19 protein-coding genes are annotated in these 25331 nt (G+C 35.9%); 15 read left to right on the top strand and 4 right to left on the bottom strand.

The annotated features are described in order from the left end of the window. Positions 1-181: 181 nt before the first annotated feature. Positions 182-1888, top strand: coding sequence for a sodium:solute symporter (locus tag ACTIEI_RS08825; protein ID WP_439505930.1), 1707 nt, complete (start codon positions 182-184; stop codon positions 1886-1888). Between the two features lie 31 nt (positions 1889-1919). Further along, positions 1920-3188 (top strand): alpha-amylase family glycosyl hydrolase, encoded by a 1269-nt coding sequence (locus ACTIEI_RS08820; protein ID WP_439505929.1) that lies wholly within the window; start codon positions 1920-1922, stop codon positions 3186-3188. A 93-nt stretch (positions 3189-3281) separates the two neighbouring features. On the opposite strand, the gene ACTIEI_RS08815 is transcribed toward ACTIEI_RS08820, so the two are convergent. Together ACTIEI_RS08815 and ACTIEI_RS08810 are read right to left on the bottom strand one after the other, a co-directional pair. After that, entirely contained in the window at positions 3282-4805 is a 1524-nt protein-coding gene (locus tag ACTIEI_RS08815) for a S1C family serine protease (RefSeq protein ID WP_439505928.1), read from the bottom strand. A 118-nt stretch (positions 4806-4923) separates the two neighbouring features. Then, on the bottom strand, positions 4924-5928 hold the full coding sequence (locus ACTIEI_RS08810) for an acyl-CoA reductase (RefSeq protein WP_439505927.1): 1005 nt from the start codon (positions 5926-5928) through the stop codon (positions 4924-4926). Between the two features lie 61 nt (positions 5929-5989). Between ACTIEI_RS08810 and ACTIEI_RS08805 the strand changes: the two genes are divergently transcribed. The 6 genes from ACTIEI_RS08805 (at position 5990) to trhO (ending at position 12240) form a co-directional block, all read left to right on the top strand. After that, positions 5990-6337 carry a 4Fe-4S dicluster domain-containing protein gene (locus ACTIEI_RS08805; RefSeq protein WP_439505926.1) on the top strand — a complete coding sequence of 116 codons (348 nt, stop codon included), beginning with the start codon at positions 5990-5992 and terminating at the stop codon, positions 6335-6337. 17 nt (positions 6338-6354) lie between these two features. Then, complete coding sequence (locus tag ACTIEI_RS08800; protein WP_439505925.1) at positions 6355-7335, top strand: D-alanine--D-alanine ligase; 981 nt, start codon at positions 6355-6357, stop codon at positions 7333-7335. Between the two features lie 42 nt (positions 7336-7377). Next, a complete protein-coding gene (locus ACTIEI_RS08795; protein WP_439505924.1) occupies positions 7378-8202 on the top strand; it encodes a PASTA domain-containing protein in 825 nt (274 codons plus the stop codon). A gap of 5 nt (positions 8203-8207) precedes the next feature. Then, the gene (locus ACTIEI_RS08790) at positions 8208-8513 is read left to right on the top strand and encodes a rhodanese-like domain-containing protein (RefSeq protein WP_439505923.1); all 306 of its coding nucleotides are present in this window, start codon (positions 8208-8210) and stop codon (positions 8511-8513) included. An 86-nt stretch (positions 8514-8599) separates the two neighbouring features. Next, positions 8600-11053 carry a DUF5686 and carboxypeptidase regulatory-like domain-containing protein gene (locus ACTIEI_RS08785; protein WP_439505922.1) on the top strand — a complete coding sequence of 818 codons (2454 nt, stop codon included), beginning with the start codon at positions 8600-8602 and terminating at the stop codon, positions 11051-11053. An 89-nt stretch (positions 11054-11142) separates the two neighbouring features. Further along, positions 11143-12240: an oxygen-dependent tRNA uridine(34) hydroxylase TrhO gene (trhO, locus tag ACTIEI_RS08780; protein WP_439505921.1), complete on the top strand. Its 1098-nt coding sequence runs from the start codon at positions 11143-11145 to the stop codon at positions 12238-12240. 1 nt (position 12241) lies between these two features. Here trhO and ACTIEI_RS08775 read toward each other — a convergent pair whose 3' ends face one another. Next, positions 12242-13174: a phosphoribosylaminoimidazolesuccinocarboxamide synthase gene (locus ACTIEI_RS08775; protein WP_439505920.1), complete on the bottom strand. Its 933-nt coding sequence runs from the start codon at positions 13172-13174 to the stop codon at positions 12242-12244. A 146-nt stretch (positions 13175-13320) separates the two neighbouring features. On the opposite strand from ACTIEI_RS08775, the gene ACTIEI_RS08770 reads away from it, so the two are divergent. The 6 genes from ACTIEI_RS08770 (at position 13321) to ACTIEI_RS08745 (ending at position 22756) form a co-directional block, all read left to right on the top strand. Beyond that, positions 13321-16287, top strand: a complete 2967-nt coding sequence (locus ACTIEI_RS08770; protein WP_439505919.1) for a TonB-dependent receptor domain-containing protein — start codon at positions 13321-13323, stop codon at positions 16285-16287. Between the two features lie 108 nt (positions 16288-16395). After that, positions 16396-17382 (top strand): pyruvate dehydrogenase complex E1 component subunit beta, encoded by a 987-nt coding sequence (locus tag ACTIEI_RS08765; protein ID WP_439505918.1) that lies wholly within the window; start codon positions 16396-16398, stop codon positions 17380-17382. 157 nt (positions 17383-17539) lie between these two features. Next, a complete protein-coding gene (locus ACTIEI_RS08760; RefSeq protein WP_439505917.1) occupies positions 17540-19516 on the top strand; it encodes a TonB-dependent receptor in 1977 nt (658 codons plus the stop codon). A gap of 24 nt (positions 19517-19540) precedes the next feature. Then, positions 19541-20692 (top strand): sigma-54-dependent transcriptional regulator, encoded by a 1152-nt coding sequence (locus ACTIEI_RS08755; protein WP_439505916.1) that lies wholly within the window; start codon positions 19541-19543, stop codon positions 20690-20692. Between the two features lie 70 nt (positions 20693-20762). Beyond that, positions 20763-22271 carry a S26 family signal peptidase gene (locus ACTIEI_RS08750; RefSeq protein ID WP_439505915.1) on the top strand — a complete coding sequence of 503 codons (1509 nt, stop codon included), beginning with the start codon at positions 20763-20765 and terminating at the stop codon, positions 22269-22271. A 5-nt stretch (positions 22272-22276) separates the two neighbouring features. Then, positions 22277-22756 (top strand): cytidine deaminase, encoded by a 480-nt coding sequence (locus ACTIEI_RS08745; RefSeq protein WP_439505914.1) that lies wholly within the window; start codon positions 22277-22279, stop codon positions 22754-22756. A 4-nt stretch (positions 22757-22760) separates the two neighbouring features. Here the strand turns inward: ACTIEI_RS08745 and ACTIEI_RS08740 are convergent, their stop codons facing one another. Next, entirely contained in the window at positions 22761-24023 is a 1263-nt protein-coding gene (locus ACTIEI_RS08740) for a sterol desaturase family protein (protein WP_439505913.1), read from the bottom strand. A 51-nt stretch (positions 24024-24074) separates the two neighbouring features. Here ACTIEI_RS08740 and ACTIEI_RS08735 point away from each other — a divergent pair, with 51 nt between their 5' ends. After that, positions 24075-25325, top strand: a complete 1251-nt coding sequence (locus ACTIEI_RS08735; RefSeq protein ID WP_439505912.1) for an NAD(P)/FAD-dependent oxidoreductase — start codon at positions 24075-24077, stop codon at positions 25323-25325. The last annotated feature ends 6 nt before the right edge of the window (positions 25326-25331 follow it).

Genomic DNA, 25331 nt, shown 5'->3' with positions numbered 1-25331 from the left:
AAAGCAGGATTATTGATAGGATTAGCCTTAGGATTATTAGGTGGTGGATTGCTTAGTTCAAAATCAAAATAATGAAAGAGAAAATACCATTATTTAAAACATGGAAAAGCTGGTACATTTTTGTATTAGTGGTTTTATTGGCCCAAATACTTTTTTTTGATTGGTTTACAAACTTATTTAAATGAGAACAGCTGACTGGGTCATTTTAATCCTTACCCTTACAGGCATTATTGCTTACGGTGTTTACAAGAGCCGAACAAGCAAAGACATGGAAGGTTATTTTTTGAGTAACCGAAATATGCCTTGGTACATTGTGTTATTGAGTATTATGGGCACTCAAGCTAGTGCAATTACTTTTCTTTCAGCACCAGGACAGGCTTTTACAGATGGGATGCGTTTTGTTCAATATTATTTTGGCATTCCAATAGCCATGGTAGTGCTTTGTATCACATTTGTGCCGTTGTTTAGTAAGTTAAAAGTGATTACGGCGTATGAATTTTTAGAGCAACGTTTCGATCTAAAAACAAGGGTATTTACTTCCTCATTATTTCTTCTCTCCAGAGGCCTTTCAACTGGTATCAGTATCTATGCTCCCTCTATCATATTGTCCTCATTAATGGGTTGGGATATTTTTTATACTAATATAGTTATGGGGGGTATGTTGATTGTGTACACCGTATCTGGGGGTGCCAAAGCGGTTGCCTATACCCAACAGTTGCAATTAATTATCATTTTCATAGGGATGTTTATTGCAGGGTATTTAATTGTTTCGAATTTGCCTGAAAATGTTGGATTCAGTGAAGCACTTGCTGTAAGTGGTGCTGCCGGAAAAATGAATGTTATTACAACTGGGTTTACCGAGAATGGGTTTGATTGGAAGGATCGTTACAATTTAATCAGTGGTATTATTGGTGGATTCTTCTTAGCATTGTCCTATTTTGGAACAGATCAGTCTCAAGTAGGAAGATACTTAACTGCAAAGTCTGAGCAAGAGAGTAAGATTGGCTTATTGATGAATGGGTTGGTTAAAGTGCCCATGCAATTTTTAATTCTTTTATTAGGGGCGCTGTTATTCACTTTTTATCAGTTCAATCCTTCTCCGGTATTCTTTAATAAAGCTGCCGAAGACAAGGCAATGTTAACTCCTTATAAAGATTCATTAGAACAAATAAAGTATCGATTTAATGACCAACAAGCAACACAACAAGCGCATAGCAAACTATTCGTATTGCAGCCAACGGCTGCCATTAAAGATAGTGTAGCAAGCGGTGCAGCTAAATTAACTGTCATTAAAAATGAATATAAAGCGGTTATTAAAAAAGCAGTGCCAGGTTCTGATACCAATGATACCAATTATATATTCTTGCGTTTCGTAGTAGACTTTTTACCAAGTGGTTTAGTGGGATTGTTAATTGCGATTATTTTCTTAGCAGCCTGGGGATCAATTGCTGCAGCACTCAATTCTTTGGCTTCTTGTACGATGGTTGATTTTCATCAGCGATTTACTAAGAAAGAAAAATTGAGTGATTCAGTTGCTCAAGATTTAAAAGAATATCGGTTGTCTAAATGGTATACTTTTTATTGGGGTGTCTTTTGTATTATTACTGCACAGTTTGCAACTGGAATGGGAAGTTTGATTGAAGCAGTGAATGTATTGGGTTCCTTATTTTATGGCGTGATACTGGGTATATTTTTGGTTGCTTTTTATATGAAGAAGATTGGGGGCACAGCCGTATTTAGGGCTGCTGTAATAGGGGAGTTATTAGTGATTCTATTATTCCTTTTAGATAAATATAATATTATCGGACTTGGATTTTTATGGCTGAATGTTGCAGGTGCTTTAATTGTTGTGTTGTTAAGTGCCTGTTTTTCTTTTTTCAAAAGATAAACACTTATCTTCCTATTTAGATAAATAAAAAATGAAGTCTTCTTTTCATGTTGTGCCATGGGCACACACAGCCACCATGTACGAAGTGAATATTCGTCAATATACACCAGAAGGAACTTTTAATGCGTTTGCAGAACACTTGCCTCGTCTAAAAGAGATGGGCGTTAATTTATTATGGCTGATGCCTATAACGCCTATTAGTAAGCTCAAGATGCAAGGAAGTTTAGGCAGTTATTATGCATGCAGTAGTTATACTGATATTAATCCTGAGTATGGAACAAAGGCTGATTTTAAACTTTTAATTCAACGTGCTCATCAACTTGGCTTTAAAGTCATCATTGATTGGGTGGCAAATCATACAGGCTGGGATCATCATTGGACAATTGATCACCCAGAATGGATGATGAAAGATGCGGATGGAAATTTCACTGAGAAAAATGGATGGCATGATGTGATTGATTTAAACTTTGAAGTGCCTGAAATGAGGCATGAATTAATTAAGGCCATGCGTTATTGGGTTGATGATTTTGATATTGATGGATTTAGATGTGATATGGCCCATTTAGTTCCGCTTGATTTTTGGCAACAAGCTAGATTAAGTTGTGAGCTTACAAAACCATTATTCTGGTTGGCAGAATGTGAAGTTCAAGATTATCACCAGGTTTTTGATGCAACTTATTCATGGTGGTGGATGCATGAAACTGGTAGGTATGCAAAAGCGCTTACCACTTTACATGAAGTGAGAAATGTTTTACATGCATATTCGCAATATCCTCGTGGAGCAATTAAATTATTTTTTACTTCTAATCATGATGAAAATAGTTGGAATGGAACTGAATATGAAAAATATGGTGTAGCTGCTTTAGCATGGGCTGTTTTCGCATTTACTTGGCATGGTATGCCGATGGTCTATAGCGGTCAAGAAAGTCCCAGTAAAAAAAGATTGAAATTTTTTGATAAAGACCTGATCGAGTGGAACACCCCCAACCAACTACTTGGCTTCTATCAACAACTTGCTCAATTGCGCGCTAATAATCCTGCAATATATAAGGGTGAATCTTTTATTCTACCCTCAGATAAAGACAATGAGTTATTGGTTTTTTTTAGACGTAGTGGTAATGCTATTGTTTTGGTCTTATTAAATGTTTCTACACATAGTCGATTGAAAATTAATGTGCACCACGAATGGTTAAAAGGTGATTTCAAGAATATATTTTCTGGCTTATCTTTTCATTTTCATGAGAAAGAAGAATTTGAACTACAAGCGGGTGAGTACTTAGTGTACGAAAAAATCAACTAAGGTTAAGACCACGATATAAAATTTAAAAAGCCCTGCAATGTTTAGTCGCAGGGCTTTTTGTTACTCTTTTATTGAATAAATGAACTCAAATAATTACTCTTCAGCAATCTGTAGTGGATAGGTATACCTTCCTTCAAATCCTGGATAGAATCCATCAATTCTGATGGTGCCAGATTTAATATTGGCTAAAGCAATTTTCAATTCATCTACGTTGATGATTTCTTTTCCGTTAATTCCTGTGATAACAAAACCATCTTCCATTCTGCTCTTGCTCAACAATCCAGTTCCTACTTTTTTCACCACAACTCCACCTGGAACATCATTAGCAGCAGCAACTTTCTTATCTAAGTTTACTAGCTCACCACCTAGTTTTTCTATGATGCTACTGTTCCTTACAATATCTGTATTGCCAGCTTTATTTTTTAATGTAATGGTAACTGTGTTTTCTTTTCCGGCACGCTTGTACTGAACAGTTACTTTATCACCTGGCTTGTAACGTGCTACCTGCTCTTGTAATTCAGGACCTGTTGCAATAGCCACTCCTTGAATCTTGGTAATGATATCTCCTTTCTTTAAACCTGCACTTGCAGCAGCTCCGCCTTCAGGCGTATCTGTAATGTAAACGCCTTCTCCTTCTTTATAAACGGTGCCTAACTCTTTTTCTAAATTGCGTTTATCTTCATCGCTTAAATTTTCCTTTGGATAACTAATGCCAATAAATGCTCGCTGAACTGTTCCGAATTTTACAATATCGGTTACAATTTTTTTCACCATATTAACTGGTATAGCATAAGAGTATCCGGCATATGAACCAGTAGGTGAAGCAATGGCAGAATTGATTCCTACTAATTCTCCATTGGTATTGATTAATGCACCACCGCTATTGCCTGGGTTTACTGCAGCATCCGTTTGAATAAATGATTCTACCGGATTAGCCCCTTGTCTTCTATTAATGTCTATAGATCTGGCTTTTGCGCTGATGATTCCCGCTGTAACGGTTACATCCAAGCTAAATGGATATCCTATCGCTAGTACCCATTGGCCTAATTTTGCTTCATCGCTATTGCCATAAACAATATAAGGGAACGATTTTCCTTCAATTTTAATGACAGCTAAATCACTATTGGGGTCTTGTCCTATTAAGGTAGCTTTATAAGATTTCTTATTAGCAAGGGTAACATTAATTTCATCAGCTCCATCAATCACGTGGTTATTGGTTACAATATAGCCATCTTCGGTAATAATGACTCCGCTTCCGCTAGCACGTTGTTCAGGTTGAACCCTTGGTCCACCAAAAAAATCACCAAAATCATCTCCAAACATATCTGCAAATGGATTTCTTTGCTGACGTTGGTTACTGCTAATTTGTTTGGCTTTAGTTCTGGTTTTAATATGTACTACTGCAGGTGTACCTGTTGTAGCTGCGGCGGTAAAATCAATTGAACCTACAGCTGCATTATTAGGACTTCCCAAAAAGCCTGCATAGTTAACGGGTAACTTGCCCTCTTCTTGAACGCCTGCTTGCTGGTTCTCTACGAATTTACCGTAGCCCCACACACTGGCGAGGGCGGTAGTGGCGCTGATAGCCACAATCACTAAACCATTTTTCCAATTCATATGATCTTTGTTTTTTAATAATGACTCAATTTACATGCCTTTTCAATAGCAAATAAACAAAGCTGTTTAATTGACAGTTCTCCAATGGTACCATTTAACAAATGTTTTGGGAAAAATGTCATTTTGTAAGTCCTCTTAAAAAAGACATCGTGTCTACTCCATCTGCATAATCGGTTAACTGTGGTTGCTGAGCCGCTCCAAAAGGAACCAGTCCTGATCCCACAATACATTGAATAGACTCATCCTGTTTTAATTGGTTTAAAATTTGGGTACGATCCGTATAAAAACTATAATGCAATTGACTTACGGGAGAAAAAGGGGAAGGGTTTTCGGTTAGAATTACGGTGTCGTTGTTCATATAATATTTGCCTCCCATAATTAACAAAGCCAAATGATAGTCGAAATTGTGCTTGTATTTATGGTAATCTATAAAGTCTGGATATTTTTTTAGGGCATCTAATAATGGTACAAAATCATAGTCTTGGGGCACATATACTTGCGTGACATTTCTGCAACCTAATCCAAAATACTGTAATACGTCATCCGCCAGCAAACTCAATGTTTCCTTGGTTTCTGTGCCATCCAACAGGGCAACTGAAGTTCTGTTTTTTCGAATAATATGTGGGTATTTGCCAAAATAGTACTCAAAATACCGGCTTGAATTATTACTTCCTGTAGCTATATAGGCATCTAAGCCGTTCAGCCTATCGGCAAAAGAAATCCAATTTTGAACCCTCACATCCCATTCGTACATTTTTTTTACCAAGTGTTTTATCAATACTTCGTCTTTAGAAGAAGTTTTTACTACCGCATAATGCCCAGAAATGAAAACACATAAAAGATCGTGAAAGCCTACTAAGGGGATATTCCCTGCCATTACAATGCCTATTTGTAGAGGGTTGATTGGAACCTCCGATACTTCGTATTTTGCTGCCCAGTCTTTCAATAGCTGATCCTTTAGAAAATGTTGGGCAATATTTTGCGTTGCCGACTCAATAAATTCCGGCACAAACCATTGATTTTGGTTATAAGCCCTTTCTTTAGTGCCCAACCATTCACTATCATTGTTGTTGATATATTGGCCTAAACGGCATAATAATTCAATTCGTTCTTGTAAAATCATTTGTCAACCGTATTTTTGGTACTGCAAATGTAATTTCACTAACCCAACAAACCCATTTTGTATGGCAATCAAAATAACAGAAGAATGTATTAATTGTGGCGCATGCGAGCCAGAATGCCCCAATAACGCTATTTATGAAGGTGGAGTAGAATGGTCTATTGCTGACGGAACCACTATAAAAGGTAGCTTTCAGCTAATGGATGGCAGTATGGTAGATGCAAATAAACGGTTTGAACCAATAAGCTTAGACACCTACTATATAACGCCTAATAAATGTACTGAGTGCCAAGGATTTCATGAAGAACCACAGTGTGCAGCAGTTTGTCCAGTTGATTGTTGTGTTCCAGACGAATTGTACCAAGAAACGGTGGAAGAGCTGATGGCCAAGAAAGCAAAAATGCATATTTAACAAGCTTAACCTGATACATGAAGCGTAAAGTAGCATTGGTTACCGGTGGCCTAAGTGGAGAAGCTAAAATAAGTTATAAAAGCGCTATCACTGTAGGGAATAATATCGATCGTTCTAAATATGATTGCTATAAGATAGATATCAATCCAACAGGATGGTGGTATGAAAATAAGGCAGGTGAGCGGTCTTTAGTAAATAGAGATGACTTTTCAATTGTTGACAATGGCAATACTATCCATTTTGATGTAGCTTTAATGTGTATTCATGGAACGCCAGGAGAAGATGGAAAATTACAAGGGTATTTTGATATGTTGGGCATACCATATACCAGCTGTGATGCTGCCACTTCTGCTTTAACTATGAATAAGCGTTACACAGTTGCCGTTGCTGCATTTGGAGGAATTAATGTAGCTAAATCAATGCATTTATTTAGTCATACGCCCATTAGTGCTGAAGCAATATTATCTCAACTTAAATTACCCTTATTTGTAAAACCAAATAATGGAGGGAGTAGTATTGGTATGAGTAAAGTAAATACGGCTGAAGAATTAGTTCCAGCTTTGTCTAAAGCTTTTAAAGAAGATCATCAAATTTTAGTGGAGGAGTTTATAAGCGGGAGGGAGTTTACTATTGGCGTATTTAAAGAAGGAAATACAATTGCAGTATTACCGATTACTGAAATAAGTACGCAAAATGAATTTTTTGATTTTGAAGCAAAGTATCAAGGTAAGAGCATTGAAACAACCCCCGCGAAAATTGATGATACTATGAAAAAGCATCTTTCTGATGCGGCAAAAAAGGTATACGAGATTTTTAATTGTAGAGGGGTTGTTCGAATTGATTTTATTTATGACACTATTCAACAGAAACCTTTTATGTTAGAAGTAAATACGGTGCCTGGTCAAAGCGACGCTTCTGTAATACCACAGCAGGTAAGAGCAATGGGAATGCAATTAACTGATTTTTATTCTGCTGTTATTGAGCAAGCATTTCATTAATTTTATTTTGAATTTTGTTTTTCATTTAAATAAATTATTATAGTGTTCAAATTCATTACAGATAAGCCACTTTGGATAAATATATTAACTGGTATAGGATTAGTTCTTATGCTGATTTTATTATTTTTTGGCTCACTTGATTGGATTACAGGCTATGGTAAATTTGAGAAGGTACCCAATGTAACAGGGCAGCATATAATTGCAGCTCAAAAAATATTAGAAGATCAGGGTTTTGAAGTGGTGATTCAAGATTCAGTATACATAGATACCGTTGCAAAACAAGCGGTAATCAGGCAATCACCTGAAGCAGATGCTGTGGTTAAAACTGGGAGAGCAATTTATTTAACTTTGAATAGAACTATTCCTCCACAAGTTGAAATGCCTAATTTGACAGGCTTTTCAATTAGAAGTGCAGAAATGTATTTACAAAGTTTAGGGCTCAAATTAGGTTTTGTTACCTACAAACCAGATATTGCTCGCAATGCTGTGTTAGAACAATTGTTAAATGGTGTGCCAATTAAACCTGGTGAGAAAATTGCGATTGGAAGTGTTATCAACTTAGTATTAGGGAGTGGGGTTGGAGGCGATGAAACAGATGTTCCAGATTTAATTGGCCTTACGCTAGATCAAGCAAGAGCTACTTTATCTTCTTTAAATATTAATATAGGTTCTATAGTATCATCTGGTGCAATAAGAGATTCTGCTGCTGCATTTATTATAAAACAAAATCCTACTTTGTTCAGCAATGTTACTGGGCCTGATGGAATGCCTTCAAAGAATAAAATTAGGCAAGGTCAGTTAATTGATTTATTCATCAGTGAACAAGCGCCTATTAAAGATACTAGTTTTCAAACCCCAAACAATTAAATACAATGCAAACAATTACAGTAGAAGAGTTAAAAGCAAAGTTAGATGGTGGAGAATCCATTCATTTAGTGGATGTTAGAGAAGCTCATGAAAGAGCAGATTTTAATATTGGGGGGATTCATCTACCCTTGGGTAATATTCAGACAATGCAAGTGGATGAATTAGAAGATTGGAAGGATGAACCAATTTATATATACTGCAGAAGTGGGAATAGAAGTGGACAAGCTTGTCTTATTTTGGAAACGGCAGGCTTTAGTAATTTAATTAATGTTTCGGGTGGGATGTTGGCTTGGCAAGATAAGATAAAATAAATATTAGTATAAATTAACATTCATTTATGATGCCCCAACTTGGTTTGCCAAGTATTGGGGTTTTTTTTGTATTCTAAATTTTTCATATGCTCCGTTTTTGGGTAATATTCTTATTTATTTTGTTTTCTCAGTTGGATGGATTGGCAACTGAAATATCTGGTACAATAAAATCAGTAACCAATAATGAGCCATTACCATTTTCTTCTGTTTTAGTGAAGGGTAGTACAAAAGGAGCTTCAGCTAATAGTAGTGGATTTTATTCAATTACCCTTAGTCCGGGTACATATGTTTTGGTATTTCAATATATCGGTTATCAAACAGTTGAGCATAAAATAACCGTTTCATCAACACCCCAAAAATTAGATATTACATTGGTACGAAGAGACTATCAATTAAATGAAGTAATAGTGAAAACTGGAGGAGAAGATCCTGCATATTCAATCATTAGAAATGCTATTGCAAAACGTGCACTTCATTTAAAGGAGATTAAGAAGTATACAACTGAAGTATATATAAAAGGGCAGTTGCAATTGAGAAATTATCCCAAAACATTCATGGGACAGAAAGTAGATTTTGAGGATGGTGATTCAAGTAAAAGGAAAATGCTTTTATTATCCGAAACAATCGCAAAGTATTCAGTGAATGAACCTGATCAGAGAAAGGTTGAAGTTATTTCTACTAAAGTAAGTGGTAGAAGCGATGGATTTGGATTTAGTAATCCTCAAATTATTTCATTTTACGACAATATTATTTCTTTAGGTAATGGCTTAAATCCAAGAGGATTTATATCTCCTATTGCTGACAATGCACTGAATTTTTACAAGTATAAATTTGAAGGCACTTTCTATGAATTTGGAAAGGAAATTAGTAGAATTAAAGTAATACCTAAAAGGGCTTATGAGCCATTATTTACTGGTTATATTCATATCACAGAAAATGATTGGCATGTGCAAAGTGTAGACTTAAAATTATTGCGTAAACAGCAAATGCAATTACTCGATACGTTAACAATTCAACAGCAATATATTCCGCTTGAAAAGTATTGGGTAATTAAGCAGCAAGTAATTTATCCAAGTGGAAAGTTTTTTGGATTCGATTTTTTTGGAAGCTTTTTACAAGTATATGATCAGTTTAATATTGCACCCAACTTTAAACCCAAGTATTTCAATAACACTGTTCTTAAATTCAATGATAGTTCTAATAAAAAAACAATGGCTTATTGGGATAGTATTCGACCATTGCCACTTCTATTAGAAGAGATTAAAGATTATAAAAAAAAAGATAGCTTAGAAAAAGTAAGAGAATCACCAGCATATTTAGATTCTCTTGATAAAATCAGGAATAAGTTTACACTATCTAATCTGTTGTTAACCGGAAAGTTTTTTAGTAAAAGAAAAACTAAAACCAGCTTTAATATCGAGCCATTAATCAATACGATTAATTTCAATACAGTTGAAGGTGGTGTAATTAATTTGGCTCCACAATGGCGAAAACAGATGGAGGGCAGAAAATCCTTAAGCATCACACCTGAATTGCGTTATGGGTTTGCTAATAAACATTTTAATCCTTCATTAACGGTTAACTACACGTTTGGCAAAAAATATATTCAGTCGTTTAATTTTTCAGGAGGGAAAAAAGTATTTCAGTTTAATAATGCTGCACCCATCAGTGAGTTCATTAATAGTTATTATACTTTAATGCGTGAACAAAATTTCTTGAAAATTTATGAGGCTGATTTTTTAAGGTTGAATTATAATGCTGGTATTGGTAATGGACTTAACTTTTCTGGAGTTGTACAATACCAAGATCGTCGCCCATTAACTAATTTGCCTGATGTTGCGTTTTGGAAAGATATACCCAATAGAACTATTACTTCTAATCATCCAGCCGAATTTGGAACTATTCCAATGCAACGTCATCAAGCATTCATCATTAGCGCTGGTTTCTCTTGGTTGCCCGGAGCTAAGTATGTTGAATATCCTGACCGTAAAGTAAATATTGGATCGGGTTATCCTACTTTTAATCTATCTGTAACGAAAGCATTTGCAGGGATTTTAGGATCAGATGCGAATTACACCAAATGGCGATTGAGTATTTCGGACGACTTAGATTTAAAACTAGCGGGTGAATTGAATTATGCTTTTACCGCGGGAGGATTTCTACAAAAGGATAAAGTGTTTGAACCAGATCAAGTACATTTTTTAGGCAATCAGGTTTTATTAGCTAGCGCTTTTACTCGATCATTTCAATTAGCTCCTTATTATAAATTCAGCAATACGGCATCATTGTATGGTACTGGGCATATTGAATACCATTTAAATGGATTGCTGACCAATAAAATTCCTGGCTTTAAAAAATTGAATTGGTTTATTGTTACAGGTGCTAATGCTTTATTGCTCGAAAAGGGAAAATATTATGTTGAATATTTCCTTGGTCTAGAAAATATTTTTAAAGTCATTAGAGTTGACTTTATCCGGTCTATTGAAAAAGGAGGTGCAGCCAATAGCGGTATTAGACTAGCTTTACCATTTGGCCAATAATTTGTAACTTTGCCATGAATTTTGGCTGCCCTGCAAGCAGCTCCATTATTAATCGGAACATAGCAATTGCTATGTCTAAAATTTATTTTATGGCAGTATTACACAATCGTGTCTCTAATCAAGAGCTGAAAGAGCGTTTAATGAAAGAAACGTTCAAAAGAACTACTATTAGTTTTTATCGGTATTTTCCTATTCAAAACCCTCAAGAGTTCAGAGATAGCTTATATAAACAATTGAATGCAATTCAAGTATTTGGAAGAATTTATATAGCTAAAGAGGGTATTAATGCGCAGATAAGCGTTCCTGAGCACTATATGGAAGACTTCAAATCGATAATGAATGCTATTCATGGCTTAGAGAATTTGAGATTAAATATTGCTGTTGAAGACCCAATGGGCTTGAATGATCCTTTGCTACAAGGAAAGAGTTTTTGGGTATTGAAAATTAAAGTGAGAGAAAAAATTGTAGCAGATGGAATTGACGATCCAACCTTTTCTATGGAGCGAAAAGGTAAATACTTAAATGCTGCTCAAATGAATGAAATGCTGAATGATCCAAACACTATTGTGATTGATATGCGCAATCATTATGAGTATGAAGTGGGTCATTTTGCAAATGCCCTTGAAATTCCTTCAGATACTTTTAGAGAGCAATTGCCAATGGCAGTAGATATGCTTCAAGGAAAACAAGATAAGAATGTAGTAATGTATTGCACTGGTGGTATTAGGTGTGAAAAAGCTAGTGCTTACATGTTACATAAAGGCTTTGAAAATGTATACCATTTGGAAGGGGGTATAATTCATTATGCCAACGAAATTAAACGTCAAGCATTAGCGCCAAAGTTTATTGGTAAGAATTTTGTTTTTGATGACCGTTTAGGGGAAAGAATAACTCCAGATATCATTGCGCATTGTCATCAATGTGGGGAAGTGTGCGATACCCATACCAATTGTAATAATGATGGATGTCATTTATTATTTATTCAATGTCTTTCCTGCGCTGAAAAATTTGAAGGCTGCTGCAGTTCAGAATGCAAAGAGACCATTCATATGCCTGCTGAACGCCAAGCACAAATTCGAAAAGGGATTGATAAAGGGCAAAATATTTTCAACAAAAGCAGTGCAAGAATAAGGCCTCGTTTAGATGAAATTATTCAGGCAAAAAAAGAAGCTGGAACCCCCATTTAATTTAAAGGGCTCCTAATTTTTCTAATTCTTTATTAATTGCCGAAAAAGTATCTTCCTCTGATTGGTCAATGGGTACGAATGCTTCGCCAATTACTTTCTCATATAGTTCAATGTATCTTTTGCTGATGGTATCTACCCATTCGTCTGTCATTGTTGGTACTACTTGACCATCCTTGCCCATGAAGTTGTTTGCTATTAACCATTCACGCACAAATTCTTTGCTTAATTGTTTTTGTCTTTCACCTTTTAGTTGACGGTCATCAAAATTATCTGCATAGAAATACCTAGAAGAATCTGGGGTATGTATTTCATCCATTAAATAGATAGTTCCATTTAATTTGCCAAATTCATATTTAGTATCTGCCAATATAAGCCCTCTTTCAGCTGCAATTTGCTTTCCTCTTTCAAATAAAGCCCTTGTGTATTTTTCTAGTGTTTCCCACTCTTCAGCGGTTGCTAATCCCTCTTTAATAATTTCTTCTTTGGAAATATCTTCGTCATGTCCTTCTGCTGCTTTGGTAGAAGGGGTGATTAATGGGGTAGGAAAGAAGTCGTTTTCTTTTAATCCTTCGGGCATTTCAACGCCACAAATAGTTCTTTGGCCAGATTGGTAAGTTCTCCATGCATGACCTACTAAATTGCCTCTGACAACCATTTCAATTTTAAATGGCTCACATTTTTGGCCGATTGACACATTAGGAGCTGGGCAACTTTGAAGCCAATTAGGACAAATATCAGCTGTTTTTTGTAGCATATAAGCTGCTATCTGGTTTAAAACTTGACCCTTATATGGTATTGTTCTCGGTAAAATCACATCGAATGCAGAGATGCGATCACTCGCTATCATGACAAGCCATTTTGTTCCAATAGAATAAACATCTCTTACTTTACCTTTATAAAATTCCGTTTGTTGGGGAAATTGATACTGTGCCATCAGTCAAAATTAATTATCCATCTCCCTAAAACCTACCTTACTACTTAAATTTTGTCCACAATAATTATATTCCTGCTATAAATTAAATTTTTACAAGAACTTAACATATACTATTTTGCTTTACAATTCAAACAAAAATTGCCATTATGAGAAGACTTTTAACCCATTTCGGTCTGTCTTTCTTTGCGCTTTTATTGAGTATTTCAGTAATGGCTCAACAGACAACCGTTTCAGGCAGTGTTAAGAACGGAAAAACGAAAGAAGCTTTATCTGCTGTTTCAATTTCTGTAAAAGGAGGTACCGCAGGTACATATACAGATGATAAAGGAAACTTTAAGTTCTCTACTGTTCAGAAACTTCCTTTTACATTAGTTATTTCTTCTGTAGGCTATGCCGCAAAAGAGATAGCAATTAAGGAGAATAATCAAGAGGTAGTTGTAGAATTAGAAACTGCATTTACTTTAGGTGATGAAATAGTAGTTTCAGCTTCAAGAGTGCCAGAGAGAATATTAGAATCTCCAGTGTCTATCGAAAGAATTAGTACTGCGGCTATTCGTAATTCTCCTGCGGCTAATTATTACGATATGATTGCTAACTTAAAGGGGGTAGACGTTGTTTCTGCTAGTTTAACCTTTACAAGTGTTGGTACTCGTGGTTTTAACAGTAGTGGTAATACTCGTTTAAACCAGATAGTAGATGGAATGGATAACCAAGCGCCAGGATTAAACTTTGCTGTTGGTAACGTGATAGGTTTAACAGAATTAGATGTAGATAATATTGAATTACTTCAAGGTGCATCATCTGCTCTATATGGACCGGGTGGTACCAATGGTACTTTACTAATCAATAGTAAAAATCCTTTTAAACATCAAGGATTAAGTTTCCAAATTAAATCTGGTATTAACCATGTTGATGGGTCTCAGCGTCCAAGATCACCTTATTATGATTGGAGTGTTCGCTATGCAAAAAAAATAAATGATAAGTGGGCTTATAAAATGAACTTACAGTTTTTGCAAGCACAGGATTGGTTGGCTAACAATAGTGGCAACTATTTAAGAGCGCCTCTTTCTGCTGGTCCTAATGGAAATGTAATTCCTGGAACTCGTTCGACAGACCCTAACTATGATGGTATCAACACTTACGGGGATGAAACCAATGCTGATTTACGCGGAGCTTTTGGAGGTGTAATTGCAGGTAATCCTTTTTTAGGTTTATTACCAGTTGGGACTTTTCCTGGAATCACCACTCCAATTCCAATTCCTTCTTCAGCAGTTTTAGGTTCATTTGCTAATTCTCCATTATTTGTTTCAAGAACAGGATACAATGAAAATCAAGTAGTTGATCCAACAACGTTGAATGTGAAGTTAAGTGGAGCATTGCATTATAAAATTTCTGATAAAGTTGAAGCGATTGCTGCTGCTTATTGGGGAACAGGAAATACTGTTTACACAGGAAGCGATCGTTACGCATTGAAAGACCTTGTGATGGGACAATACAAACTAGAATTAAAAGCAAAAAACTGGTATGTAAGAGCATTTACAACGCGTGAAAATTCTGGTGGATCATTTAACTCAACTATAGCTGCTCGTTTATTTAATGAAGCGTGGAAGCCTAGTGCTACTGCTTGGTTCCCTCAGTTTGTGGGTGCTACTGTGGGTAGTCCTACTAGTGGTGCTGTAGGTACATATATTGGGGCATTGGCTGCTGGTTATGCTGCTGGTTTAGGAGCTGGTCTAACTCCTTCAGCTGCTATGGCTGCAGCACAAAGTGCTGCTCCTGGTGTGGTATCTGCAAATAGAATGAATATATTAAACGCTGCAAGAAATGTTGCTGACGCAGGAAGACCTACCGGATTTATCGGAAATAACCCATTATTCCAGCAAATTGCAAGTACGCCAATTTCTCAAGGAGGTGGTTTATTCTTAGATAGAACAACCTTGAAAAGTATAGAAGGTCAATACAATTTATCAGATGATTTAGGATTAAGTGAAAAAGGAACTGACGTAATGATTGGAGGCAATTTCCGTCAGTTTAGCTTGAATTCTCAAGGAACATTATTTGCAGATACTGCAGGTCCGATCAACATTAATGAAATGGGTGCTTATTTGCAGATTTCACAGAAAATGTTTGGAGATCGCTTAAAGATTACTGCTTCTGGTCGTTACGACAAGAATACCAACTTTAAAGGTCGCTTTACCCCAAGAGTTTCTGCTGTAATTAAACTAGCACAAGATCATAATTTACGTTTCTCTTATCAAACTGCTTACCGTTTCCCAACTACACAAAACCAGTGGATTAACTTGTTAGTAGGTGGCGGTACTCGTTTGATGGGTGGTTTGCCTCAATTGAGAGATTTCTATAATTTCAATGGTAACCCTGCATATACTTTAGCAAGTGTTCAAGCTTTTGGTGCAAGTGCTTTAGCAGGTGCTCCTAACCCTGGATTGTTGCAACAGCAACAGTTTGGTGAGTTTAAGCCTGAATCTACCACTTCATTTGAAGTTGGTTATAAGGGTTTAATTGGAAAGCGTTTGTTAATTGACGTTTATGCTTACCAAGCTCGTTACAGAGATTTCTTAAGTGGAGTAACTGTAATACAAGCAAGAGCAGGATTACCTCCTAGTCCATTGAATGTATTAAACGCGAATACTAGAATTGCTTATAGCATTTCAGTAAATGCTCCAGGAACAGTAGATGTGAAAGGATGGGGAGCTTCTTTGGAATATTTATTACCTAAGAACTTCTCTGTGAATGCTAACTTATATTCTGATGTAATTGGTGAATTGCCAGTTGGATTTGTATCTTATTTCAATACACCTAAGTACCGTTTCAATGCAGGTTTTGCTAATAATGGCTTTGGTAAAGACAACAGATTTGGATTTAATGTTACTTACAGATGGGTAGATAGCTTTATCTATGAGGGTACATTTGCTGTAGGACAAGTTCCTTCTTATTCTACAATGGATGCAATGATTAGCTACAAATTACCTGCTGTTAAATCTCTAATTAAAGTTGGTGGTACCAATATCTTCAATAAATACTATACCAATGGTTTTGGTAACGTACAAATTGGAGGCTTATACTATGTAAGCTTTGGTTGGAATGTATTTTAACTAGTGGTTCCAAAATATAAATACCCCTCTTGAGTAAAACTCGGGAGGGGTTTTTTGATTTATATAGGTTTATCTTCTATTTTTGTGCACATTTTAAAATAACTGATTATGCGTTCAATAGCGTTTAGAGAAGCCCTTCGGGAAGCAATGAGTGAAGAAATGAGAAGAGACGAGAAAGTCTTTTTAATGGGGGAGGAAGTGGCGCAATATAATGGTGCGTATAAAGTAAGTCAGGGTATGCTGGCGGAGTTTGGCGATAAGCGTGTTATAGACACCCCTATTGCAGAACTTGGTTTTACTGCTGTTGCAGTTGGAGCAGCCCAAAATGGGCTAAGACCAATTGTAGAATTCATGACTTGGAACTTTGCAGTATTAGCGATGGATCAAATTCTCAATACTGCTTCTAAAATGTTAGCAATGAGTGGTGGCCAGATTGGTTGTCCAATTGTATTTAGAGGGCCTAATGGTAGTGCAGGACAATTAGGTGCCCAGCACTCAACAGCTTTTGAAAGTTATTATGCAAATATCCCTGGTTTAAAAGTGGTTTCACCTTCTAATGGGTACGATGCAAAGGGCCTTTTAAAACAAGCAATTCGTTTTGAAGAAGATCCAGTTATGTTTATGGAAAGTGAAGTAATGTACGGAGACAAATCAGATGTTCCAGATGAAGAGTATTATATTCCATTAGGTAAAGCGGATGTAAAAAGACAAGGTACAGATGTAACCATTGTTTCTTTCAATAAAATGATGAAAGTTGCATTAGGCGCTGCTGAAGAATTAGCAAAAGAAGGAGTAAGTGCTGAAGTAATCGATTTAAGAACTATCAGACCTTTAGATTGGATGACCATTTTGGAAAGTGTTAAAAAAACCAATCGATTGGTAATAGTAGAAGAGCAGTGGCCATTTGCCTCTATTTCTTCTGAAATAAGTTACCGAATTCAAAAAGAAGGATTCGATTATTTAGATGCCCCAATTAGAAGAATCACTAGCGCTGATGCGCCTATGCACTATGCTCCTAACCTTACTGCATTAGCTGTTCCAGATGTAACTAGAACTGTTAAGCTTGTGAAGGAAGTGATGTATATGAAAAAATAAATTTATTTTGATCATTGCAAAGCCCGAGTAATTTCGGGCTTTGCTGTTTAATAACGCGATGCTTAAATCTTCGATAAAAGTCTATATTTTTTGTTATCTCTTACTAATAAGCGTCTTTGGCAATGCGCAGGATTCTACAATTAACAATGAAATACCATTGAAAGATGTAGTAGTTACTGTTTTTAATAGTTATGTAAAATGGAAAGAATTGCCAGCAGCTTTGGCTATTGTAAAGAAAAAGGATTTCTTACAATATTCACCTGCATCTGTTTTACCGGCTATAAATATGGTTGCTGGTGTTCGTATGGAAGAAAGATCTCCAGGAAGTTATCGCTTATCAGTTAGGGGTAGTCTATTGCGTTCCCCTTTTGGTATCAGGAATGTAAAAGTTTATTGGAATGAAATACCTTTTTCAGATGCAACTGGAAATACTTATTTGAATTTAATTAACCCCGCTTCCATTGATCAGATTGAGATTGCGAAAGGCCCTGCATCTAGTATGTATGGCGCAGGTACGGGTGGCGTATTTTTAATGGGACAATCTGCATCATTTTCTACGGGGAAGAAAGGGGCCATCTCACTTGAATTTACAGGTGGATCTTATGGGTACAATCAGCAACAATTAACCATTAATCATAGTAATAAACAATTTACTTCGGGGTTGCAACTCCACCGATTAGCATCTGGAGGATATCGTGATCATTCCGCTTTAAATAGAACCGGACTGTTTTGGCAAACGCAAATTATAAGAGCAAAACATACCGTTAAAACGGGTTTATTCTACACACGCTTAAATTATCAAACTCCAGGGGGGATTACTTCTGCTCAACTGTTGTTGAATCCACGTTTATCAAGGCAAGCTACTGCCACATTACCTAGTGCAATTGAACAAAATGCCTCTATACAAAACAATACCATTTGGGTGGGTATTCAGGACCATTTTCAAATTAGTCAGCAAATGCTGATTAAAAGTTTTTTTTCTATTAATCATACACAGTTTATTAATCCATTTATTACTAATTATGAAGCTAGAAATGAATGGAATGGCTCTGCTGGAACCCAATTTATATATGCCCCGTTATCGAATATAGAATCATTAAAATGGATTACTGGAATAGAATGGATGGTTAATAAATCAACGGTTAAAAATTTCATCAACAACAAGGGTGTGGCTGGAAATATATTTGCTAATGATTTGATTTATGCGCAACAAGGATTTGTATTTTCACAATTGAGCTTCAAGCCTATTAAACAACTTCTAGTTAATGCAGGAATAAGCATTAACCAACAGTTATATCAATACAAGTCTTTGATTACGCCTAACCAATTAATGAATAATAGAAGTATTCAGTCACCCTTCAGTCCAAGACTAACATTGAATTATACATTAGGTAAAAGCTTGAATTTGTATGGTATAATTGCTAGGGGGTTTTCTTCCCCAACATTAGCAGAAATTAGACCATCTGATGGTAATTTTTATCCGAAGTTAAATGCAGAACAAGGGTGGAATTTGGAGTTAGGTATAAAGGGTAGTTTCCTCAATAATAAAATATTGTTAGATGCCTCTTTTTATTCTTTCCAATTAAAGAATGCAATTGTTAGAAGAAATGATGTGAATGGCAATGAATATTTTATTAATGCTGGAGCTACTGATCAAACTGGGTTTGAAGCAATGCTTAAATATTTTGTTATACCTAATGCTAAAGGAAGAAAAGCAACACTTGATTTAACCAATTCATTTAGTTTCCAGCCATATCGTTTTACCAATTATCAACAAGGGGGAGCTGTTTTTAACGGTAATCCTATAACCGGTGTGCCTAAATATATCTTAGTTTCAAGTCTTAATTGGGGGCATCAAAATGGTTGGTCATTTAACATTACGGCAAATTTATCTAGTAAAGTATCGTTGAATGATGCCGCTACAGTTTATGCAAACGGGTATCAATTAGTGCAAGCAAAATTGAGCAAGCAAGTTTTATGGAATAAGAAAACTATTCAATTTTATGTTGGTGGAGATAATTTGTTGAATCAATCTTATAGTTTAGGGAATGATATTAATGCAGCAGGAAACCGTTTTTTCAATCCTGCAGCAAATCGCAATGGGTATTTTGGTATTAGATTATCTTTCCAATAATTAACTTCGTAAATAAAGCATAATATGGCTTCAATTCTAATAATAGATGACGAAAGAGCAATAAGAAATGTCTTAAAAGATATTTTGAGTAATGAGGGGTATACTACGGATGAAGCTCCAGATGGAGAAGAAGGCCTGAAAAAATTTAAAGCGGGCAATTTTGACCTTGTTTTATGTGATATAAAAATGCCTAAGATTGATGGGATTGAGTTTTTACAAAAAGCGAAAGAATTGAATGGGGATGTGCCCATTATAATAATAAGTGGTCATGGCAATATCGATACAGCTGTTGATGCAGTTAAAAAGGGAGCATTTGATTATATATCAAAACCCCCCGATTTAAACAGGCTATTAATTACAATCAGAAATGCCATGGACAAAAACACGCTAGTAAAAGAAACTAAAGTGTTAAAGAAAAAAGTTGCTGGGATTCAGGAAATTATTGGCCAAACAACGCCGATACTAAAAATTAAAGAGACCATTGATAAAGTTGCCTCAACTGATGCTAGAGTACTTGTTACGGGTGAAAATGGAAGTGGGAAAGAATTGGTTGCAAGATGGCTACATGAAAAGAGTAACCGAGCTGCAGGCCCATTGATTGAAGTAAACTGTGCTGCAATTCCTTCCGAGCTAATAGAAAGTGAGTTATTTGGTCACGAAAAAGGTTCATTTACTTCTGCAGTTAAGCAACGGATTGGCAAATTTGAGCAAGCCAATGGTGGAACTTTATTTTTAGATGAAATTGGTGATATGAGTTTGAGTGCTCAGGCTAAAGTGTTAAGAGCGTTACAAGAGGGTAAAATAACTAGGGTTGGAGGAGATAAAGAAATAGCAGTAGATGTTAGGGTTGTTGCTGCAACTAATAAGGATTTATTAAAAGAGATTGCCGACAAAAATTTCCGATTAGATTTATACCATCGTTTAGGAGTTATTTTGATTCATGTTCCCGCATTGAATGAAAGAAGGGAGGATATACCTTTATTAGTTGCTCATTTTTTAGCTGAAATAGCAAGCGAGTATGGGCAGGCTCAAAAATCGATAGCAGGAGATGCGGTAGATTTATTAAAAGCGCATAATTGGACGGGAAATATTAGAGAGTTAAGAAATGTGGTAGAAAGACTAATCATTTTATCTGGTAAACAAATAAGCGCAGAAGACGTGAAAAATTATATTTAGCAAAATATTATATTTAATAATCTAGCATTGTATTTGAAATAAATACATTTGTTTACTTTAAATCCAAATTATGGGTCTTGCTTTATTTATTATCGGAATTATTGGTTGGCATATTGGCATGTATGGCATGTTTAAAAAGGCTGGTATAGCCCCATGGAAAGCCTTTGTGCCATTTTATAATACTTGGGAAATTGTACAAATAACCAATATCAAACGATTTTGGTTTTGGTTACAATTTATTCCAATTGCAGGGCAATTTATTACGATTTGGATAACCATCATTTTCGTAATGAATTTCAAAAAAGTATCTGTTCCTGCACATACAGCAGTGGTGTTTCTTCCATTCATCTATTTCCCTTACTTAGGGTTTTCTAAAAAAGAAAAATGGTTCGGACCAGCTTCATTAAATCATTATCACAAACCTGCTTCCAGAGAATGGATAGATGCGGGTGTGTTTGCTATTGTTGCTGCAACTATTATCAGAACTTTTGTTTTTGAAGCATATGTTATTCCAACTGAAAGTATGGAGAAGAGTTTGTTAGTGAATGATTTTTTGTTCGTTAGCAAAATGAGTTATGGTCCAAGAATCCCTCAAACTCCTATTTCTTTCCCTTTTGTTCATAATACAATGCCTTTTAGTTTAACCACTCCTTCTTATATGAAAGAGGTTCAAGTTCCATATAAAAGGCTTCCAGCGCTTACAACAGTTAAAAGGAACGATGCAGTTGTATTTAATTTTCCTGCAGGAGATACCATTATTAATTTGCCTGATTTTGGGAGTAAAATCACTTATTATGAAGTGTTGAGAAGTAGCCAATTCAAAGGTGATCGAGAAGCCCTGCTGGCGGAATATCCTATTTTGGTTCATCCAATGGATAAAACAGATAATTACATTAAAAGATGTGTTGCAGTTCCAGGGGATGTTTTAGAAATTAAAAATGCTGATTTATTCATCAATGGCAAACCTGCTGAACTACCAGGTGGGGCGCAAACTGACTATATAGCAACCACTACTGGTTCCGGTTTTACCGATGAATTTTTACGAGATGAATTAGGGATAGATTTAGAGAACAATAACGGTAATTTTTCGCCAGGGCCTGATAGTAAAACGTATATTTTTAATATTACTGCAGAGGCTGCGGAAAAAGTAAAAAAATACCCTGGTGTGGTGTCTTTGGTAAAATATGTAGATACCAATGTCGGTATGTTTTTTCCAAATGATGAGGCTAATTTTCCTTGGACTTTAGATAATTATGGGCCTTTAACCATACCACAAAAAGGAAAATCAATTGTATTGAATCAAAACAATATTTCATTGTATCGAAGGTTGATTACTGTTTACGAGCACAATACTTTAGAAGAAAAAAACGGTCAATTCATCATAAATGGTAAAGTTGTCAATAGTTATACTCCCCAATACAATTACTATTGGATGATGGGAGATAACAGACATAGAAGTCAAGATAGTCGTTTCTGGGGGTTCGTACCTGAAACACATATAGTTGGAAAGGCTTCTTTAATTTGGTTTAGCTGGAATAAAGGACCTAGATGGGATAGATTATTTAAAGTGATTCAATAACCTGAATGAAAGAAATTGTATTCCAATATCAAGTCTTAGAAAATGAATCTGCACTTTCTTTAGAGGATGCGCAGCTACTGCTAAAGGCAAGGGCTGCCACTGCAAAAGCATATGCTCCTTACTCAAAATTTCATGTTGGGGCAGTTGCATTGCTTAATAATGGAGAGACAATAGAAGGTACTAATCAAGAGAATGCTAGTTATCCGGTGGGTATTTGCGCAGAAAGAGTATTGTTGTCTGCGGTATCTTCTTTATACAATGGCGTAGCCATCAAAACAATGGCCATTAGTTGTCATAATTTAAATGGACAAAGTAATAATCCGGTAAGCCCTTGTGGAATATGCCGACAAAGTCTTGTAGAACAAACATTGAGACAACAACAACCTATTAAACTCATTTTAAGTGGAATGGAAGGAGTTGTTTATGTATTAGAAGATGCCGCTTCGTTATTGCCGCTTAGATTTACTGCTGACGATATGAAATAACCGCTTAATTAATTGCTATTGAATATCGGTTGTTTTCTTTTTTGAAATAAATGGTCAGCATAAAAGAAAATATAAAATAGGCTCCAATGAGGTAAGGAATTACTGGTGAATAAGTGCTGAGCCCAAACCATCCATTGGTGCTTATATTCAAGTAAAATCCTAAACCTGCCTTTAGTAATTCCCATCCCCACGCATTGGGGTTTCCATCCATCAATTCGGTAAAAGCATAAACAAATACAAATACGAATAAGCCATAAATGAACATGCCAGGGCTTCCAATGCTTGCAATATTGCCAAATAGATAGCTAATGAATAATAAAAGTAATCCAAGTTGTATCCAGACCCAAGTAGTGAAAAAAGGACCTGCTTTAGTTTCATATTTTTCAAAGTGATAGGGGTCTTCTATTTTGTAAACAGGGTATTTTTCTGCAACATCTGTAGGTCTCCATCCAGTTGGCATAAACCAAATGCGTAACTTATCTTTTATATTTTTTGTATGCCATGCATCTTGAATCAATAGCCACAGGTGCATGAAATTTATTTTAATAGGATTCCAGGTTCTTACCGGTCTTGTAATACCATAAACAGGTTTTACATTCGGCAATTCTTCTTGGTAGGTTCCAAACCATTTATCCCAAAAAATAAAAATCTGCCCATAATTTTTATCTAAGTATTCTGGATTAATAGCATGATGCACTCTATGATGAGAAGGTGTTACAATGATTTTCTCTAACCAGCCCATTCTGTCAATATGCTGGGTATGGTACCAAAATTGTGCAAATAAGTGCAAGGGTGCAACCACAGCAATTACCTGAGTAGGAACGCCAAGAAGGGCTGCTGGTAAAAGAAAAATGGTAAACAAACGAACAAAAGTAGAAATGCTTTGGCGCAAAGCACAGGCAAGATTAAAATCTTCACTGCTATGGTGAATAATATGCGCATTCCAGAAAAAATTAAACTCATGATCAATTCGATGTACCAAGTAACCAGTAAGGTCTAATGCAAAAAATGCAATGATGTACAGTAAAATTGAAGCTTCAATTTGAAAGATAGCCCAATGGGTTACCATCCAATTGTAACTTAAAACAGCTACACTTAAACCCAACACATCTTTGGTTGAATTGGTTATTCCTGAGGTTAAACTAGATACCATATCCATGGTTCTAATGGTATCATTACCTTTTCGAATTCCCCACCATTTTTCCAATAAAATTAATACCAAAAAGGCAGGCATTGCAATGAGTAGAATTTTTCCGTAAGTTTCCATAATTATTAGCTTAAAGATAATAAGCTATTGTCAAAATAACTGCATAATTAAATGAAAGTAACCATCATAGGAGGAGGCATTATAGGGCTTAGTAGTGCTTGGTTTTTGAATCAATCAGGTCATGAAGTAACGGTTATAGATAAAACAGATATGTTAGGTAATTGCTCATACGGCAATGCTGGCTATGTCTGTCCAAGTCATTTTGTGCCGTTGGCTACACCCGGAATTGTTACACAGGGATTAAAGTGGATGTGGAATTCAAAAAGTCCGTTTTATGTTCAACCTCGTTTAGACATAAATTTAATCAAATGGGGATGGAAATTCATGCAAGTAGCCACCGAAAAACAAGTAGAAAAAGCAGCTATCCCGCTAAGAGATATTGCTTTGTTAAGCCAATATTGGTACGAGCAATGGGATCAATCTACGGTATTTGATTTTTCTTATGAACACAAAGGGTTATTAGAGATTTTTAAAACCGATAAAGGCGGAGATAAGTGTAAATCGTTATGCGATAAAGCGCATCAGTTGGGTTTATTGGATACTTCAATATTAAGCCAAGCACAATTACAGGCATTAGAACCACATACAGAAATTGATGCTTTAGGGGCTTTGTTTTTTAAATGTGATGCCCATTTATATCCAAATAAATTAATGCATCAATTGCTTGAAGTTTTGGCACAAAAAGGAGTGAAGCTTATAAAGGAAGAAGCAGTAGTTGGTTTTGAGAAACAGGGGAAAAAAATCACTGCCGTGAAAACGGTTCATGGGCATTATCCAACAGATGAAGTGGTGTTGTCGTCTGGTTCTTGGAGTAGAGAATTGGCGGCAAAGCTGAACATTGATTTATTATTAATGCCAGGAAGGGGTTATTCAATTACATTAGAAGATTCGCCTTATCATATAAATCACCCCAGTGTTTTAGTTGAAGGAAGAGTAGCATTAACGCCGATGGATGGGAATAAAATACGATTTGGTGGAACGATGGAAATCACATCCACCAAAACTCCTCCACGAATGAATAGGGTTCAAGGAATAGTTAATGCAGTTAAAACCGTATATACTCAATTTGATATTGAACTGCCGCCTAATGAAAAAATATGGTACGGTTATAGACCCTGTTCTGCAGATGGCTTGCCTTATATTGGCAGAACCAAGCAATGGGATAATTTAGTAATGGCAACCGGACACGCAATGGTTGGATTAAGCTTGGGGGCAGGTACTGGTAAATTAGTTGCGGAAATTATTGAAGGAAAAACATTGAGTATGGATATTTCTCCATTTAATCCTAACAGATTTGATTAGACATAA

This window comes from Sediminibacterium sp., assembly GCF_051860225.1.
Classification (GTDB): domain Bacteria; phylum Bacteroidota; class Bacteroidia; order Chitinophagales; family Chitinophagaceae; genus Sediminibacterium.
The sequence above is the reverse complement of the archived record's forward strand: the minus strand, read 5'-3'. Positions and strand labels throughout refer to the sequence as shown.

Excerpts from the sequence above, each read along its gene's own strand:
- trhO (WP_439505921.1), top strand. The coding sequence starts at position 11,143 with ATGGCAGTATTACACAATCGTGTCTCTAATCAAGAGCTGAAAGAGCGT.
- ACTIEI_RS08800 (WP_439505925.1), top strand. The coding sequence starts at position 6,355 with ATGAAGCGTAAAGTAGCATTGGTTACCGGTGGCCTAAGTGGAGAAGCT.
- ACTIEI_RS08820 (WP_439505929.1), top strand. The coding sequence starts at position 1,920 with ATGAAGTCTTCTTTTCATGTTGTGCCATGGGCACACACAGCCACCATG.
- ACTIEI_RS08765 (WP_439505918.1), top strand. The coding sequence starts at position 16,396 with ATGCGTTCAATAGCGTTTAGAGAAGCCCTTCGGGAAGCAATGAGTGAA.
- ACTIEI_RS08825 (WP_439505930.1), top strand. The coding sequence starts at position 182 with ATGAGAACAGCTGACTGGGTCATTTTAATCCTTACCCTTACAGGCATT.
- ACTIEI_RS08755 (WP_439505916.1), top strand. The coding sequence starts at position 19,541 with ATGGCTTCAATTCTAATAATAGATGACGAAAGAGCAATAAGAAATGTC.
- ACTIEI_RS08815 (WP_439505928.1), bottom strand. The coding sequence starts at position 4,805 with ATGAATTGGAAAAATGGTTTAGTGATTGTGGCTATCAGCGCCACTACC.
- ACTIEI_RS08770 (WP_439505919.1), top strand. The coding sequence starts at position 13,321 with ATGAGAAGACTTTTAACCCATTTCGGTCTGTCTTTCTTTGCGCTTTTA.
- ACTIEI_RS08790 (WP_439505923.1), top strand. The coding sequence starts at position 8,208 with ATGCAAACAATTACAGTAGAAGAGTTAAAAGCAAAGTTAGATGGTGGA.
- ACTIEI_RS08775 (WP_439505920.1), bottom strand. The coding sequence starts at position 13,174 with ATGGCACAGTATCAATTTCCCCAACAAACGGAATTTTATAAAGGTAAA.
- ACTIEI_RS08810 (WP_439505927.1), bottom strand. The coding sequence starts at position 5,928 with ATGATTTTACAAGAACGAATTGAATTATTATGCCGTTTAGGCCAATAT.
- ACTIEI_RS08740 (WP_439505913.1), bottom strand. The coding sequence starts at position 24,023 with ATGGAAACTTACGGAAAAATTCTACTCATTGCAATGCCTGCCTTTTTG.
- ACTIEI_RS08805 (WP_439505926.1), top strand. The coding sequence starts at position 5,990 with ATGGCAATCAAAATAACAGAAGAATGTATTAATTGTGGCGCATGCGAG.
- ACTIEI_RS08750 (WP_439505915.1), top strand. The coding sequence starts at position 20,763 with ATGGGTCTTGCTTTATTTATTATCGGAATTATTGGTTGGCATATTGGC.
- ACTIEI_RS08735 (WP_439505912.1), top strand. The coding sequence starts at position 24,075 with ATGAAAGTAACCATCATAGGAGGAGGCATTATAGGGCTTAGTAGTGCT.
- ACTIEI_RS08745 (WP_439505914.1), top strand. The coding sequence starts at position 22,277 with ATGAAAGAAATTGTATTCCAATATCAAGTCTTAGAAAATGAATCTGCA.
- ACTIEI_RS08785 (WP_439505922.1), top strand. The coding sequence starts at position 8,600 with ATGCTCCGTTTTTGGGTAATATTCTTATTTATTTTGTTTTCTCAGTTG.